This window comes from Streptomyces sp. NPDC037389 (assembly GCF_040636475.1).
Classification (GTDB): Bacteria; Actinomycetota; Actinomycetes; order Streptomycetales; family Streptomycetaceae; genus Streptomyces; species Streptomyces hesseae.
Genome location: NZ_JBEZUS010000020.1, coordinates 17383 through 33017 on the forward strand (window position 1 = coordinate 17383; position 15635 = coordinate 33017).

13 protein-coding genes are annotated in these 15635 nt (G+C 72.5%); 5 read left to right on the plus strand and 8 right to left on the minus strand.

The features are described 5' to 3' along the window. Positions 1 to 64 precede the first annotated feature (64 nt). Positions 65 to 1129 (minus strand): cobalamin-independent methionine synthase II family protein, encoded by a 1065-nt coding sequence (locus AB0E98_RS30715; protein WP_361709000.1) that lies wholly within the window; start codon positions 1127 to 1129, stop codon positions 65 to 67. Positions 1130 to 1398: 269 nt separating this feature from the next. On the opposite strand from AB0E98_RS30715, the gene AB0E98_RS30720 reads away from it, so the two are divergent. The 3 genes from AB0E98_RS30720 (at position 1399) to AB0E98_RS30730 (ending at position 4564) form a co-directional block, all read left to right on the plus strand. After that, positions 1399 to 2361 (plus strand): alpha/beta hydrolase, encoded by a 963-nt coding sequence (locus tag AB0E98_RS30720; protein WP_361709002.1) that lies wholly within the window; start codon positions 1399 to 1401, stop codon positions 2359 to 2361. Further along, positions 2361 to 3572, plus strand: a complete 1212-nt coding sequence (locus AB0E98_RS30725) for an acyltransferase (protein WP_361709004.1) — start codon at positions 2361 to 2363, stop codon at positions 3570 to 3572. The genes AB0E98_RS30720 and AB0E98_RS30725 overlap by 1 nt, the downstream gene beginning before the upstream one ends. Positions 3573 to 3640: 68 nt before the next feature. Then, entirely contained in the window at positions 3641 to 4564 is a 924-nt protein-coding gene (locus tag AB0E98_RS30730; protein ID WP_361709007.1) for a MurR/RpiR family transcriptional regulator, read from the plus strand. 263 nt (positions 4565 to 4827) lie between these two features. Here AB0E98_RS30730 and AB0E98_RS30735 read toward each other — a convergent pair whose 3' ends face one another. The 7 genes from AB0E98_RS30735 to AB0E98_RS30765 all read right to left on the minus strand — a co-directional run bounded on the left by AB0E98_RS30735 (position 4828) and on the right by AB0E98_RS30765 (position 13241). After that, positions 4828 to 5877, minus strand: coding sequence for a methyltransferase (locus tag AB0E98_RS30735; RefSeq protein ID WP_361709010.1), 1050 nt, complete (start codon positions 5875 to 5877; stop codon positions 4828 to 4830). Between the two features lie 59 nt (positions 5878 to 5936). Continuing rightward, a complete protein-coding gene (locus tag AB0E98_RS30740) occupies positions 5937 to 6776 on the minus strand; it encodes an NAD(P)H-binding protein (RefSeq protein WP_361709012.1) in 840 nt (279 codons plus the stop codon). 120 nt (positions 6777 to 6896) lie between these two features. Next, positions 6897 to 7895 (minus strand): histidinol-phosphate transaminase, encoded by a 999-nt coding sequence (locus AB0E98_RS30745; protein ID WP_361709014.1) that lies wholly within the window; start codon positions 7893 to 7895, stop codon positions 6897 to 6899. 12 nt (positions 7896 to 7907) lie between these two features. Further along, a complete protein-coding gene (locus AB0E98_RS30750) occupies positions 7908 to 9506 on the minus strand; it encodes an FAD-binding protein (protein ID WP_361709017.1) in 1599 nt (532 codons plus the stop codon). A gap of 103 nt (positions 9507 to 9609) precedes the next feature. Further along, entirely contained in the window at positions 9610 to 11376 is a 1767-nt protein-coding gene (locus tag AB0E98_RS30755; protein ID WP_361709019.1) for a thiamine pyrophosphate-binding protein, read from the minus strand. Continuing rightward, the gene (locus tag AB0E98_RS30760) at positions 11363 to 12073 is read right to left on the minus strand and encodes a hypothetical protein (RefSeq protein ID WP_361709022.1); all 711 of its coding nucleotides are present in this window, start codon (positions 12071 to 12073) and stop codon (positions 11363 to 11365) included. Before AB0E98_RS30760 ends, AB0E98_RS30755 begins: the two co-directional genes overlap by 14 nt. 151 nt (positions 12074 to 12224) lie before the next feature. Next, positions 12225 to 13241: a 3-oxoacyl-[acyl-carrier-protein] synthase III C-terminal domain-containing protein gene (locus AB0E98_RS30765; RefSeq protein ID WP_361709023.1), complete on the minus strand. Its 1017-nt coding sequence runs from the start codon at positions 13239 to 13241 to the stop codon at positions 12225 to 12227. A gap of 227 nt (positions 13242 to 13468) precedes the next feature. Here AB0E98_RS30765 and AB0E98_RS30770 point away from each other — a divergent pair, with 227 nt between their 5' ends. Then, positions 13469 to 14536: a helix-turn-helix domain-containing protein gene (locus tag AB0E98_RS30770; RefSeq protein WP_361709025.1), complete on the plus strand. Its 1068-nt coding sequence runs from the start codon at positions 13469 to 13471 to the stop codon at positions 14534 to 14536. Positions 14537 to 14625: 89 nt separating this feature from the next. Beyond that, complete coding sequence (locus tag AB0E98_RS30775; protein WP_361709027.1) at positions 14626 to 15450, plus strand: SDR family oxidoreductase; 825 nt, start codon at positions 14626 to 14628, stop codon at positions 15448 to 15450. Positions 15451 to 15635 lie beyond the last annotated feature (185 nt).

A 15635-nucleotide genomic window follows, 5' to 3' on the forward strand; every position in this document is an offset into this window, starting at 1 on the left:
GGGACCGGCCCTAGGGGCGGGTGGCGTGCGCGACCTCGCACGCCACCCGCTCACGGGTAGGCGGTCACACCCCCAGTGCCGCAGCCGCCAGGGCGGTGCCCTCGACCCGGGCGGCGACCTTGGCGAACGCCGTGTCGCGGGAGGTGGAGGTGTCGTCGGCGAAGGGGGAGAAGCCGCAGTCGTCACACGTGCCCAGCCGGTCGACCGGCAGATGCCGGGCGGCGGTCAGCACCCGGTCCCGCACCTCCTCCGGCGTCTCGACGACCGGGTCGATCGGGTCGGTCACCCCGACGAACACCCTTACGTCGGCGGGCAGATGGTCGGCGATGACGGCCAGCACCTTGTCCGGATCGGGTTCACTCGCGAGCTGGACGTAGAAGTTCCCGGCCCGCAGCCGCAGCAGCCTCGGCAGCAGCTCGGCGTAGTCGACATCGAGGCTGTGGGTGGAGTCCAGGTCCCCGCCGGGGCAGGTGTGCACCCCGATCCGTGCCCGCTCGGCCTCGGTGAACCGCTCCAGCACCCGGTTGTTCAGTGCGATGAACTGGTCCAGCACCCCGCCGGAGGGGTCCAGTTTCAGGGAGAGCCGCCCCTCGGTGAAGTCGAGCTGCACCACGTGCGCGCCGCCCTCCAGGCAGCGCCGGATCTCCGCCTCCGACTCGTTCGCCAGGTCGTCCAGGAACGCCTCGCGCGGATAGCCGTCGATGCCGTCGGACGGATAGAGCAGGCTCAGCGCCGAGGGGGCGATGACGGCCTGCTTCACCGGCACATGAGCATGCCGCCGGGCGGCCGCCAGATACCGGTCGGCGTGGCCGGTGTAGCGCAGCGGTCCGGCCGTCAGCCGGGGGAGCTGCCGTGTGTGCCCGTCCGCGAACGGGATGACCACGCCGTCGGGCGCCAGCCGGTCCAGCCCCGCGACCGGGTAGGTCGCGAAGCTGGGCTTGGCCTGCTCGCCGTCGGTGACGACCGGCGAGCCGGCCGCCTCCAGGCGGTGGACCGTGTCGCGGACCGCGAGGTCCTGGGCCGCCGCGAGACCGGCGTCGTCGAGCTCGCCCGACGCGTGGGCCGCCATGGCCGCGAGCAGCTCCGGGGTGCGGGGGATACTGCCGATGGGTTCCGTGGGAAGAGTCACCCCACGAGCGTAGATAACCCCCCGTACCCCATCAATCGCACAACTGACCAGTTTCGCAAGAGAACTGACGCAACGTCGATTACCGGCCACGGATCAGGCCGACGGCCTTCCCACCCACGGACTTCCCCTCCCGCTCGATCGGCCCCGCCCCCTACCCGTCATACTCCGGAGCTACACGAAAGCTGGCTCCCGGGCGGGACGCCGACCGCACGGCCGTCTCCCTACCTTCCATACCGAACCCCAAAGATCCGGTACGGAAGGACCCACCCATGGCGCCCCGCCCTCGCAGCCGCCGCCTGCGCCGCACCCTGCTCGCGGCCCTCGTCGCCGCCTCGGTGGCCGTTCCGGTGGCGGGCGCGGCCCGGCCCGCGGCCGTACCGGCACCCGCCCCGGCCCCGCTCGCCCCGCTGCGGGACACGGCCCCGGCCACGCTCGCCGAGCGCTACGCCACCGGCCGTGCCGGCGTCCTGGCAGCCGAACGGGCCGCCACCGCGCACGGCGACCACAAGCGCGCCGCCGGCCTCCGCGCCATGGCCGACCCCGCGCGGCACTTCCTCTCCTTCGACGGCCGCGACGGCGGACGCACCACCGAGGTCTTCGGCGACCTCTCCCGCGCCGAACGGATAGCCGTCCTCGTACCGGGCTCCGACACCAACCTGGACTCGTACGGGCGGCTGCGGGCCGGCGCGACGGCCCTCCAGCGGCAACTGGGCGACCGCGCCGCCGTCGTCGCCTGGCTGGGCTACCGGACGCCCACCCTGCTCAGCACCGACACGATCACCCCCGACCTCGCCGACGACGCCGCCCCCGCGCTGCGCGACTTCGTCCGGGAACTGCGCGCGGCCACGCCCACGGCCCGGATCTCCCTCCTGTGCCACTCCTACGGCTCCGTGGTCTGCGGCAGCGCCGCGCCCGGCCTGGACGTCGCGGACATCGTCTTCTTCGGCAGCCCCGGCACCGGTCGCGACAACGCAGCCGCGCTGCGCACCCGCGCCACCGTCTGGGCCGGCCGCGGCGCCGACGACTGGATCGGCGACATACCCCACGCCCGGATCCCGCTCTCCTTCACCAGCGTGGGCTTCGGCACCGACCCCGTCTCGCCCGGATTCGGCGCACGGATCTTCCCGGCGGGCGACGGCGGCCACAGCGACTACCTCAAGCCCGGCTCCCTGTCCCTGACCAACATCGCCCGGATCGCCTCCGGACGGACGCCCGAGGGGACGGCCCGCTGATGTCCCGCACCGCCCTCCGCGACCTCGTCCGGCGCGTCGACGCCGCCACCCCGCCCGGCCGCGACCGCGCCCTCGACGCGCTGCGCGCCCTGGCCGTCCTCGGCGTCGTCCTCGGCCACTGGCTGGTGACCGCCCTGGTCGCCGACAGCGGCACGGTCCACGGCGCGAGCCCCCTGGCCTACCTGCCCACGCTCACCCCCGTGTCCTGGGTGTTCCAGACCCTGGCCGTCTTCTTCCTCGTCGGAGGGCTGGTGGCCGCGCGCGGCCACGCCTCCGCCCGCGCCCGGGGCACCACCTACGGGGCGTGGCTGCGCGCCCGCGTCGCCCGGCTCTTCCGCCCCGTCGTCGCCGTCCTGGCCGTCTGGACCGTGGCGGCGGCCGCCATGCTCGCCGCCGGGACCAGTCCGGACACCGTCCATACGCTGTGCAAGCTGGTGCTCTCCCCGCTGTGGTTCCTGCTGGTCTTCACCGCGCTGACGGCCGCGACCCCGCTGGTCGCCCGGCTCCACCCGGCGTGGCCGCTCGCCGTCGTCCTCACCGTCGACGTGCTGCGCTTCGGCCTCGGCGCCCCCGCCTGGCTCGGCTGGATCAACGTGGCGGCGGGCTGGCTCGTCCCCTACTGCCTCGGCGCCGCCTGGGCCCGGGGCCTCCCGAGCAGCCGGACGACCGGATGGGCCCTGCTGCTCGGCGGCACAGCCGCCACCGCCGCACTCGTCCTGTACGCCGGCTACCCGGCCTCCATGGTCGGCGTCCCCGGCGCCCCCGTCTCCAACCTCAACCCGCCCACCCTCGCCGCCGTCACCTTCGGCCTCGCCCAGTGCGGCGCGGCCCTGTTGCTGCTCGGCCCGCTGCGGCGGCTCCTCACCCGTAGGCCCGCCCTCTGGGCGGCCGTGGCCCTGCTGAACCTCTCCGTGATGACGGTCTTCCTCTGGCACCAGACCGCGATGATGGCGGTCACCGCGACCGGCCTGCTCGCCGGCGGCCCGCTGCCCGGCCTCCACACCCTCCCCGACGGGCCCGGCTGGGTGCTCGCCCGGCTCGCCTGGCTGCCCGTGTTCGCGGCCGCCCTCCTGGTGTGCGTGACCGCGTTCCGCGCGTACGAGCGGGGACGGCCGCGCCGGGACGCCCGGACCGCGGGCGAACTAGGTGCCGGAGGCATCGCCGGAGTGCCGCGTCCGCGGAGCGGAATCCCGGTCCCGTACCGGCGGTGACGATCACCTGCCGCCCGGCACGACCTGTGGGTTATGTTGAGCCGCAGAGTCGAGAAGGGGGCACACCGGTGCGATCAGGGCAGCAGGCACGAGCGCAGGCGTCCGCGATCACTCCCGGCGGGCGGTCCCCGGGGGCGGAGCCGCCCCCGGCGGGCACCGTGCGCGACCTCTTCGGCGGCCACCGGCTGTCCCCCGCCCAGCGGCGCATCGCGCAGTACATCACCGACCACCTCACCGAGGCCGCGTTCCTGTCGATCACGGACCTGGCCGAACGCGTGGGCGTGAGCCAGCCCTCGGTGACCCGCTTCGCCACGTCCCTGGGCTTCAACGGCTACCCCGCGCTCCGGGAGGCGCTCCAGCCCATCGCCCTGAGCGCGGTCGCCGGCGCCCCGGAGGCCCGGGCGGAGAGCCGCCGCAACGAGCTCCAGGCGGCCGTCGACGCCGAGATCGCCAACCTGGAGAGCCTGCGCCGGGTCTTCGCCGACACCGACCGGATCCTGGACGCCGGCCGCGAACTGGCCCGCTCGGTGCCCCTGACCGTGCTGGGGCTGCGGATCTCCGTCTCCCTGGCGGAGTACTTCGCCTACGCGGCCAGGCGCGTCCACCCGGACGTCCGCCTGGTCTCCCGGGGCGGCAGCGTGGCCTACGACGCGCTGCTCCAGTCCCGCGAGGCGGGCGGCACCTGGGTGCTCGCCTTCGCCATGCCCCGGCACGCCAAGGAGACCCTGGCGGCCGTCCGGGCCGCCCGCGGCACGGGCCTGCGCGTCGCGCTGGTCACCGACCTCACGCTCGGGCCCCTGGTGGACGAGGCGGATGTGACCTTCACCGCGCCCACCGGCTCCCGCCTGGTCTTCGACTCGTACGCGGCCCCGGGCGTCCTCTGCGCGGCCCTGCTCCAGGCCATGGCCGACGCCGACCCCGAGCGCACCCAGCTCCGGCTGGAGAAGTACGAGCAGGCGGCGGAGCAGCACGCCTTCTTCCTGGACGACTGAGCGAGCCGCCGACCCGGGCCCGGCCGCGTGGCAGGGGCCCTTTTTCAGGGGCAGACCGGCATGAAATTTTTCATGCCCTTGCGTACTCGGCGGTAAATATATTTACTTCCCCTGGCGCCCTGGTCCGGCGCCACGGTGACGACCACCAGGGACGAGTCCTCCTCATCGCCCCGCGGATGTCGTCCGGGTGGTCCGCTCCCCTCGGATCCCCCTCTTCCGGCGGCCCTGGTCTCCCCCTGGACCCGGGCCGCCGGAAAAAACGTTCAGGCCCGGCGCGCCACCAGCGCCCCGTTGATCAGCGGCGCGTCGACGACCAGCCCGACGCGGCGGATGTCCGTGAATCCCGCCCGGGTCAGCATCCCCGTGTACGCCCCACGGCTGCGGTTGGTGCCGGCGGCCGTCTCGACCAGCATGTTCAGGCCCGCCACGGCACCCGCGACCGGACCGGTGCCGTCGTCGTCCAGGAACGCCTCGCCGATGATGACCTCGCCCCCGGGACCGAGCGCCGCGTGGCACTTCGCCAGGATCCGCGCGCTCTCCTCGTCGCTCCAGTCGTGGAGGATGTTGGTCAGCAGGATGGCGTCGTAGCCGGTGGGCAGGTCGTCGGCGAAGAAGTCCCCGCCCAGCGCGTCCACCCGCTCGCCCACCTCCGTCTCCGCCAGCCGCTTCTCGGCCATCCGGCTGACGAACGGCAGGTCGTAGACGGTGGCTCGCAGATGGGTGTGGTGCGCGCACAGCTCGCCGCAGAAGGAGCCCAGCCCGCCGCCGACGTCGAGCAGCCTCCGGTAGGCGGTGAAGTCGTGCGACAGGGCCATCGCCCGGGCGGTGAAGACCGCGCCGGAGTGCGCGGCCTTGGGGAAGAGCTCCGCCATGTGCTCGTCCTGCGGGTCGAACAGCGTCTGCTCCGTCTCCGGATCCCAGGTGTTGGGCCGGTCGGTGCGCAGGGCGACGTCGAGCTTGGCCCACGCCTCGTACTCGCGCCGGTCGGTGAAGGTGACCAGATCGCCGAAGAAGTAGCGCTTGCCGCGCACCAGGAACTCCTCGGACAGCTCCGAGTTGACGTACCGTCCGTCCCGTTTGTCGAGCAGCCCCAGCGAGGCGCACGCGGTCAGCAGCAGCGTCGCGGGGCGCGCGGCGAGACCCTCGGCGCGGCCCAGTTCCTCGGGCGTGGTGCCCCCGGTACCGCTGAGCTTGGTGAACAGATCGAAGTCGAGCGCGACCGCGAGCACCTTGGCGACGCGGAAGCCGTCCGCCATCGCCATCAGCGGCGCCGGGGTCAGCGGCCGGACCCCGGTGTACGAGTTGGTGTTCATTACGACCTCCCCGGGTGGCCGGCACCCGCCGGTGCCGGCCACCGCATGTGTGGACGTGATCAGCGGGCCTGGCCGGCCCAGGCACCCGCTCCGGCGGCCGCGCGCGCATAGGCGTCGAAGCCGCGGGGCTCACGGCCCAGCGCGTCCCGGACACCGGTGCTCAGGTGCGTGTCGAAGCCGTTGCGGATGGCCGTGAACAGGCCCAGCAGCACCCCGGCGTGCTCCTCCGGGACACCGGCCTCGACCGAGCCCTTGAGGAAGGCCTCGCCGTCGAGGTCCACGAAGCGGATCTCCCGGCCGAGCACCGCCGCGATCTTCGCGGCCGCCTCGCCGAAGGTCAGCGCCTCCGGCCCGGACAGCTCGTAGACCTTGCCGGAGTGCCCGTCGCGGGTGAGGGCCGCCACGGCCACGTCGGCGATGTCCTCGACGTCGATGAAGGGCTCCTTGCCCTCACCGGTGGGCACCGCCAGGACGCCCTCGAGGATCTGCGGGAGGAAGAACGCCTCGCTGAAGTTCTGCGCGAACCACGTCGGGCGCAGGATCGTCCACTCCACGCCCGACCCCTGCACCGCGTGCTCGGAGGTCAGGAACTTGTCGTCACCCGCCGCGTCGATGCCCCGAGCCGACAGCAGCACCAGCCGGCGGACACCCGCCGAGGCGGCCTGCCGCACGAACGGCGGGACGACCTGCCACGCCTGGCTCGGCACGGTCGGTGCCACCAGGTAGACGGCGTGGACGCCGGCCAGCGCCGCCGCCCAGGTCGACTCGTCCTGCCAGTCGAAGCGGGTCTCACCGCTCCGGCTCGCGGCGCGTACGGTCTTGCCCGCCTCCCGCAGCCGGTCCGCCACCCGGCGGCCGGTCTTGCCGGTGGCGCCCAGCACCAAGAATGTCTCGCTCATCATGCCCTTCCCGTGCTCTGCGATCGGTTGCCCGATCTACGGTTTCCTTCGGTGGTGCGCCGGCCCGAGATCGGCCGGACGTCGGGGAGGCCCCTCCCCGCACGGGGGAGGGGCCTTCGATCAGGCGGCCGCCGGACCGGCCGCGCGCAGGACGAGGTCGTTGGCGTCGGGCAGACCCACGGTCAGCCGCACCCCCTCGCCCGGGTAGCAGCGCACCAGCGCCCCGGCCCCGCCCAGCGCCGCCGTCAGCCGCTCGCTCGCGTCCCCGGCCCGGAGCCACAGGAAGTTGCCGTGGCTCGGGAAGCTGTGCCAGCCGAGGCGGGCGAGCCCCTCGCTCAGCCGGTCGCGCTCGCCGACGATCGCGTCGACGCGCTCGGTGAGCTGCTCCCGGGCCCGCAGCGACGCCGCCACCCCGATCTGGGCGAGCGGGCTGATGCCGTACGGCAGCGACGCCTGCCTGAGCCGTCCGGCGAGCTCCGGCGCCGCGACGCAGTAGCCGATGCGCAGGGCGGCCAGCCCGTAGGCCTTGGAGAAGGTGCGCAGGACCAGCAGGTTGGGATGGTCCGCGAGGTGGTCCAGTCCGTCCGGGATCCCGGGGTCACGGGCGAACTCGTGGTACGCCTCGTCCAGGATCACCGTGACGCGCTCCGGGAGGGCGGCGAGGAAGGACTTCAGCGCGGTGCGGTCGAAGACGGTGCCCGTCGGGTTGTGCGGATTGCACAGCACCACGACCCTGGTCCGGGGCGTGACCGCGGCGAGCATCCCGTCGAGGTCCTGCTCGCCGGTGGCCGTCAGCGGCACCTGCGCGGACTCGGCCCCGGCCATCCGCGTGATGATGGGGTAGGCGTCGAACGAACGCCACCCGTACACCACTTCGTCACCCGGGCCGGTGCTCAGGTCGAGGACCTGGAGCGCGATCCCGACCGAGCCGTTGCCGACCGCCACCGCCTCGCGGGCGACGCCCAGCCAGTCGGCGATCATCCCGACGAGCGTGTCCGGGGTGAACTCCGGATAGCGGTTGACCGCGTCCAGCCCTGCCGAGAGGGCCTCGCGGACCTCGGGCAGCGGCGGATAGGGGTTCTCGTTGAGGTGCAGCCGGAACTCGTGTAATCGCGTCATCCTTCTCCGACCTCACTTCACCGGTATCGACTGGGCGTGGCGGAAGACGTCGTGCGGGTCGAAGGCCTGCTTGGCCGCGACCAGGGCCTCGAGGTTGTCGGCGTAGTAGAGCTGGTGGGCCGACAGGCCCGAGCTGTTGTACGCCGGGTCGTCGAGGTCGGTGTCCGGGTAGTTGACGTAGCAGCCGTTGGTGACGTCATTGGGCACGGGCACACCGCCCGTCGGCGCGTAGACGTCCGCGTAGAAGTCCCGCAGCCACTTCAGGTGAGCGGTGTCGTCGGTGCCGGGCGCCCAGGTGGTGACGTAGTGCAGCTCCATCACCGAGTCGCGGTGCGGATACGCGGTCGCCTCCCGGGGGCGGGTGTTGATCTTCCCACCGAAGGTGATCATGAGGAGCCGGGCGGCCGGGTTGGCGTAGGCGGCCTCGCCCCCGAGGTGCCGGTACATGGCCCGCAGCTGCTCGTCCGGCAGGCACGCGCGCTGGTAGGCCGACTTGGCCTTGAAACTGAACGTGGGGGAGTTCGGCCCGGTGATGCCCGGCCACAGCGTGGCGTGGAGCCAGGGCAGAAGCTGGACCTGCGTCTTGGGCGTCAGGCCCGTACCCTCGCCCACCGCCGCGAAGAAGTCGTTCAGCAACTGCTCCGAGTCCGGCCGCGTGGCGTCGAACTGGGCGATCATGGAGAACGAGCCGGCGGCGCGCGGCGTCGGCATGAACTGGCTGTAGAGGGCGGCGTAGGGCGAGTCCGCGGCGCTGTTGTTCTCGCACCAGGTGCTGTAGTTGCGCACCAGCCGGGTGAAGATCTCCTCCGTGACCTCGGCCCACTGCCAGGTGACCGTGGAGACGAAGACCTCCTCGGGCGGCTTGGGCAGCAGCGTGGCGGGGTCGTTCCCGGTGACGCCCGGGGCGCGGAACCAGTAGCGGGTGGCGATGCCGAAGTTGCCGCCGCCACCGCCGGTGTGGGCCCACCACAGCGCGCCCTTGGGCCGGCCCTCCTCCCAGTCCTCGCGGGTGGCCACGACGGTCGTGACCTTGCCCGCGGTGTTGACGGTGACGACCTCGACGGCGTGGAGGTAGTCGACGGTCAGGCCGTGCAGCCGCGACAGCGGGCCGTGGCCGCCGCCGGCGATGTGCCCGCCGATGCCCACCGAGGGGCAGGCGCCGCCGGGGATGGTGACGCCGAAGGCCTTGTACAGCGCCCGGTACACCTCGCCGAGCGTCGCGCCGGGCTCGATCGCGAAGGCGCCGCGCCCCTTGTCGAAGTAGACGGCGTTCATGTGCGACAGATCGAGGAGGATCTTCGCGTCGATGCCGAAGCCCTCGTAGCAGTGCCCCCCGCTGCGGATGGCGATCTTCTTGTCGGCCGTGAACGCCTCGCGGACCGCGTCCTCCACCTGGCGCCGGGTGTGGACGAGACGAATGGACTCGGCGTTCGAGACCCAGCGCTGGTTGTACCCGCGCCGCAGGTCCGCGTACCGGGCGTCGCCGGGCGCGACGGTGACCGCCCCGGCCCGCGCGGCGTCGTCCAGGACCGCGGCGGGCGGTGCCGTCCCGAGCGCGGGGCCGGTGACGGCTTCGTCGGCGTCGACGACACGGCGAGTGTCTTGCTCCATCTGTGTTCTCCCCCTGAGTGTTTCTGGTGCCCGGCCGGTGGAACCGGCCGGCCTTACCGTGTCCGGTGGCCGCCGAGGGGCGGCCACCGGACACGGGCGGTGCTCAGCCGGCGAATACCCGGCTGTCGGAGCGGCGGCCGACGGCGTACGTCGGCTCGTCCTCCGGGAGGAAGGCCGCGAAGGGCGGCACCTCCTCGACCGGGAGCCGCAGTTCGAGAACGCCCGGCAGATGCGCGTGGGCGTCGTGGTAATCGGCGAGCCGGACCTGGAGCTCGTCCAGCGTGCCGGCGGTGCCGACCCAGAGCCGGTCCGGCCCGCCCAGCCCGTACGCCACCGTGGCCACGTCCAGCGACGGATAGCTCACGCACTCCAGCCGCGAGTCGAAGAACGTCTGCTGACGGGTGACACACATGCCGTGCATGTTGTTGTTGAAGACCACGTACAGCACGGGCAGCCGCTCGGCCACGGCGGTGTGCACCTCGAAGCCGTTCATCAGGAACGCCCCGTCCCCGCACAGGACCACCGACCGGGTGCCCGGCGCCGAGCCCAGCTGGGCGCCGATGGCCGCGGCGATGCTGTAGCCCATGCCGCCCATGCCCAGCGCTATGGTCGACGAGGTTCCTTCCGGCACGTGCGACAGATGGATCGCGGCCGAGGCGCAGTTGCCCGCGTCCAGCACGATGTGGCCGTCACGCGGCAGATGGGACTCGATGGCCCGGATCGCCTCGCTCTGTCGCAGGGTGTCACGGGCGGTACGGGGCGTACGCTCCGCGGCCGTGGCGGGCGCCAGGCGCGGACGGTACCGGAGCAGCTCGTAGTCGTCGGGCGGCGCCGCGGTGAACGGCTCGGCGTCGAGCAGCTCCAGCAGCGTACGGAAGACGGCCCCGGCGTCCCGCGCGACGACCAGGCCGGGCGAGGTGGCCCGCTCCGCCTCCCCGGGGTCGATGTTGACCACGGCGAGGCGCGCCGGGTCCAGCGGGCCCAGCGGCCCCCGGGTCATCACACCGAGCCCGGTGCCGACCGCGACGACCAGGTCCGACTCCTTGAGATAGCGGTGCGCGGAGGGGTGCCCCACCACCCCCGCCACTCCCAGGAACAGCGGGTCGTCATTGGGGAACTCGCCACGCGCCGCCATGGTGGCCACCACCGGGACGCCCGCGCGGCGCGCGAACTCGGTGACGACGTCGGCGGCGCCGCTGCGGCGCACCCCGTGCCCGATGAGCAGCGCCGGGCGCTCGGCGACGCGCAGCGCGTCGAACAGCGGGCGGACGGTGTGCGGGGCGGCCTCGGCGGGAGCGAGCAGCGCGGAGAGCTCGGCCGGGAAGTCCTCGGGTCGCGGCCCCACGGACAGTTCGAAGACGTCCCGGGGCAGCAGCAGCGCCACCGGGCCGGGCCGGCCGGTGAGCGCCGCGACCGCGGCGGCGTGGAGTTCGGGCCAGAAGTCGGCCGGGTCCTCGATCTTGGCCACGCGCTTGGTGGTGGCCCTCAGCAGCCCGACCGCGTCGACGGTGCGGCCGATCCCGGAGGAGTCCTGGAACGCGCCGCGCCCCTCCAGCTGGAGCGGCGGCTGCCCGATGAGGGCGAGGACCGGGACCGACTCCGCGTAGGACTCGGCGAGCCCGGCGAGGAGATTGACCATGCCGCCGCCGGAGGTGGCGCAGCAGACGCCGAGGGTGCGGTGGACCCGCGCCCGGCCGTCGGCCATGAACGCGGCGCCGTCCTCGCGCCGGGCCATCACCGACCGCAGCCGGTCGCCGCCCAGCCGGTTGATGGCGTCGTGGACGTGCTCGATGTTGGCCCCGCTGACGCCGAAGACATGGCGGACGTCCCAGTCGCGGAGCGTGCTGACCAGCGCGTCATCCAGTCGCATCGTCAGGCCCCGACACGCTGGGGGAGCCGGCCGGGCCGACGGCGCCGACCGAGAACCGGTGCTCGAGGATGCGCTTGAGGTTCGCCATCTCCACCTTGTGGATCGCGTCGAACTGCGGCCAGATGTCACCGACCCAGTACCGGTCGGAGCGCGCCCGGCCGGCGGCGATGTACTCCGGCACGTCCGTGACCTCGCGGTCGTAGTAGGGGTGGCGGCAGTTGGTCCAGATGATCACCGTGCCGGGACGGCGCAGGGTCGGCCAGGCGTCGATGATCGTGAAGTAGTAGCGCATCCAGAGCTCCTGCCCCTGGTCCCAGGCGCAGGGCCAGACCACCTGGCCGTGCTGGGGACCCTTGGTGACCTCGGCCCGGATGAAGATCTCGGTGTTGGGCTGGATGGCCTCGCGGCCCCGGTAGAGCCCGCCACCGATGTGCCTCAGCTCCCGCATGCTGTACGACCATTCCTCGAGGGAACGGATGTCGGCGAGGTAGTCGAAAACCACGTCGTAGGGGACGTCGATGTGCTCGCCGAGCGTGCAGTAGGGGCCGAATATCTCCTCGTGCGAATAGGTTTCCTTGGTCATTCCGAGCATCACCTTGTGGATCTCTTCCGCATCGGTGTTCTCACAGCGAATGAGATCGAGCCCGGACAGGCCGGAACCGTCGGCAGGCGCGGCGGGATTCGGTTCAGGCGTCATGACGCCTCCTTGAATACTGTGGTCCGGAAAGGTTATGGGAGCGGGGATCGCACGGCCGTAAAGAAGCCGTATGCGTTCTTCGGCGGCATGGTGGATTTCCCCGGTGAATTCCCGGAATCAGCGCGGAGCGGCACACCGGATCCGGTGGTGCTCACGCGCGGGCGGCGGGCCAGCGCAGCGTCATGGCGCTGACCATGTCACCGCCGTTGGAGAAGGTGCCGAGGGCCAGGATGTCACCCGGCTTGACCAGGGAGTTGTCCAGCGCGTCGGCCAGCGTCACCGGGATCGAGCCCGCGAAGAGATTCCCGTACTTGGCCAGCGTGTCATGCGCGCGCGGTGGTTCGATGCCACAGCGCCTGCGCCACTCGGCGAGATATTCGTCGTTCGGCTGGTGGGTGATGAGGAGCGAGACGTCCCGGCTCTCCAGACCGGCCCGCTCAAGGCTGATCCCCACGGCCTCCGGCACCAGGCGCATCGCGTTCGCGCGCAGCGCGTCGACGCTCTCCCGGGTGAAGTTGACCGTGATGGGGCCACAGCCCCGCTCCCAGAATTGCCGGAACTGTCCGTCCACCAGATCGGGTTCGAAGCGCAGCAGCCCGTAGTTCTCCCCGTGCGACCGCTCGTACGTGGAGAGAATCGTTTGCTCACCCGGGGCCAGCAAGGTCGCGGTGGCACCGTCGCCCAGGACGCGCGAGCGCGACGACTTCTGGAACTCCGGGAGCCGCGAGACGAAGTTGGTGACCGTGAGCACCACGACATTGCGGTGCTGCCCGGACTCGATGAAGGCGGCGGCCGTCCGCACTCCGGACAGCCAGGAGCAGCAGCTCGTGTCCACCTGGAGGATCATGGCGCGATCCGCACCGACGGCCTTCTGCACCGCCGGGCCGATGCCCGGCCAGAAGGTGTCGTTGAAGACGCAGTTGTAGATGATGAGATCCACGTCCGTGGCCGCCACACCGGTACGGTTCAGCAGCTTCTCCACGGCGAGCGCCCCGAGTTCGGCGGAGCTGTGGTCCGGCGAGGCGAAGCGACGCTCCGCGACTCCCCGAAAAAATGGATCGCCCCCCAGGTCGTCACCGGCCGACTGCGACCCATTGGTGACGATTCGCTCGGGGAGGTAGTTGACGACATCGATGATCTGGGCAAAGTTCGCCCGGTTGTTGCGCACCCCGTAGTCCCCCCATGTAGCAACTCAGCCGTCGCGGGCACGGGTGAGTGCCCCAGCACCGGCCCCCGACACACTCGAGTATGCGGCGGGCGGCGTCCCCCGGGCCATGACGTACCGCTGTCCTATAGTGACCTGGCAACAACCGGATAGGGGTGTCCTATAGTGGCGTGGCAACAAGCGGAAAGCGTGGGAGCGAACAAGGACATTGAGAATGCCGGGGGGCAAAGTTGACCGATCTGGATTCGGCCTGCGTTTCCGTCTACACGCTGGCCCTGCGACACGGTTCTTTCGACGAAGTCGCGATCATGGAAAAGCTCGGCATCCCGCCGGACGAACTGGCCAGGGCCCGTGAGACCCTCCACGCCATGGGGCTGCTCTCCACGACCGGGGCCGGCGGCCCGCTCGTCCCCGTCCACCCGGAGCTGGCCGAGGCCGTCGTGGTCGCCCCGCTCGAACGCGACATCCACGAGCACGAGCGGCGCATCGCCCACGTCCGCGGCCAACTCCACGCGCTGCTGCCCGTCTACCTCGACAGCGCCCCCTCGCCCCACCCGCCGGACGGTACCCGCACCATCCACGACCCCGAGGAGGTCCGGCGCCAGCTCGACGCGGCCGCCCGGCGCTGCCGCCACGAGGCCGTGATGATCCAGCCGAACGGCGGCCGCGACACGGACACCGTCCGCCACACGCGCGAGTGGAGCCTGGCCCTGCTGCGCAGAGGCGTGCGGATGCGCGTCGTCTACCAGCACGCCGAACGGGCCAGCCTGGCCACCCGCGCCTTCGTCGTCCAGGCCGCCGAGGCCGGCGCCGAGGTGCGCACCAGCGCCGAGGTCTGCGAGTACGTCGTCGTGTTCGACCGGTCCGTCGCCTTCGTACCCCAGGCACCGGAGGACGGCGCCGGCGGCGGCGCGGCGATGGTCACCAACGCGACGGTCGCCGACTTCATGCACCGCCGCTTCGAGGACGTCTGGGTCCTCGCCCAGCCCTTCGCCCCGCGGGAGGCCCGGTACGAGAAGGTCGTCGACGAGCTGAACCGCACCGTGCTGCGGCTGATGGCCGCCGGGCTGAAGGACGAGGTGATCGCCCGCCGCCTCGCCATCTCCACCAGGACGTGCCGCCGTTATATGAAGGCCGCGATGGCGGAACTCGGCGCCGTCAGCCGCTTCCAGGCCGGCGCCCGCGCCGAGCGGACGGGGCTGCTGCGCACACCGGGCGACGGCCCGTCGGCCGGGCCGGGAGCGGCCGCGCCGGTGGGAATGGACTGGTGGGGCCGGACGGGCGAGGCCGCCGGGTAGGCGCGGCCGGATCGGCGGGGGCGCCGGGGAAACCGCGTCCGTATGATCGTGACGATATGTCAGCGATCAATTCCGGAGGCGGTACGACCATGACCGATCAGCGCGTTGTCATCGTGACGGGCGGTGGGACGGGCATCGGCGCCGCCACGGCCCGGCTCCTGCGCGCGGCCGGGCACCAGGTGGTGATATCCGGACGCCGCCCCGAGCCGCTGCGGCGCGTCGCCGAGGAGACCGGGGCCCTGGCCCACCCCTCCGACGCCACCGACCCCGAGGCCGTCACGGGCCTCGTCGACGCGGCCCTGACCGCCTACGGACGGCTCGACGGCGTGGTGCTCAACGCCGGCGTCGGCCGCGGCGGAGCCATCGGCGACCTCTCGGTCGAGGACTGGGACACCGTCATCGGCACCAACCTCACCGGCCCCTTCCTGCTCATGCGCGCCGCCCTGCCGCACCTGCTGGAGACCCGGGGCTCCGTGGTGGCCGTCGCCTCGGTCTCAGCCCTGCGCAACGGCGTCGCCAACGCCGCGTACGCCACCTCCAAGGCGGCCCTCCGCCAGCTCTGCTCCTCCCTCGCCGTCGACTACGGCCACCGCGGGCTGCGCGCCAACACCGTCTGCCCCAGCTGGATCCGCACGGAGATGGCCGACCGCCGCATGACCCGGTTCGCCGAGGAGGCGGGCCTGGGGGAGGGCGGCGCCGACGCGGCGTACGAGGAGGCGACCCGGCTCCTCCCCACGGGGCGCCCCGGTGCGCCGGAGGAGGTGGCCGAGGCGATCGCCTGGCTGCTCTCGCCCGCGGCCTCCTTCGTCAACGGCGCGACCCTCACCGTCGACGGCGGAGCGACGGCGCTCGACCCCGGCACCGCCGCGTTCGGCTTCCGCATCGAGCCGCGCGACGGCGGCACGGCACGCTGACGTCACGTCATTCCGGGGGGACGAGCGAACGGCTGGTCCGAGGGTGAGGTATTGAGGTCCGTTGTCAAGCGGAATACGATGCGCGGGCGCCGACGGGATTCCCGTATGCGCAACTGTGCGCCGTCCAAACGGACTTGCTCCTCCGGTTGCGGGCGTGAAACGGTAACCCGGAACGTTTGCTGCTG

Bases quoted from the DNA above. Each gene is read 5' to 3' on its own strand.
- AB0E98_RS30740 (WP_361709012.1), bottom strand. From the start codon at position 6,776: ATGAGCGAGACATTCTTGGTGCTGGGCGCCACCGGCAAGACCGGCCGC.
- AB0E98_RS30755 (WP_361709019.1), bottom strand. From the start codon at position 11,376: ATGCGACTGGATGACGCGCTGGTCAGCACGCTCCGCGACTGGGACGTC.
- AB0E98_RS30745 (WP_361709014.1), bottom strand. From the start codon at position 7,895: ATGACGCGATTACACGAGTTCCGGCTGCACCTCAACGAGAACCCCTAT.
- AB0E98_RS30760 (WP_361709022.1), bottom strand. From the start codon at position 12,073: ATGACGCCTGAACCGAATCCCGCCGCGCCTGCCGACGGTTCCGGCCTG.
- AB0E98_RS30775 (WP_361709027.1), top strand. From the start codon at position 14,626: ATGACCGATCAGCGCGTTGTCATCGTGACGGGCGGTGGGACGGGCATC.
- AB0E98_RS30720 (WP_361709002.1), top strand. From the start codon at position 1,399: ATGGCGCCCCGCCCTCGCAGCCGCCGCCTGCGCCGCACCCTGCTCGCG.
- AB0E98_RS30725 (WP_361709004.1), top strand. From the start codon at position 2,361: ATGTCCCGCACCGCCCTCCGCGACCTCGTCCGGCGCGTCGACGCCGCC.
- AB0E98_RS30735 (WP_361709010.1), bottom strand. From the start codon at position 5,877: ATGAACACCAACTCGTACACCGGGGTCCGGCCGCTGACCCCGGCGCCG.
- AB0E98_RS30750 (WP_361709017.1), bottom strand. From the start codon at position 9,506: ATGGAGCAAGACACTCGCCGTGTCGTCGACGCCGACGAAGCCGTCACC.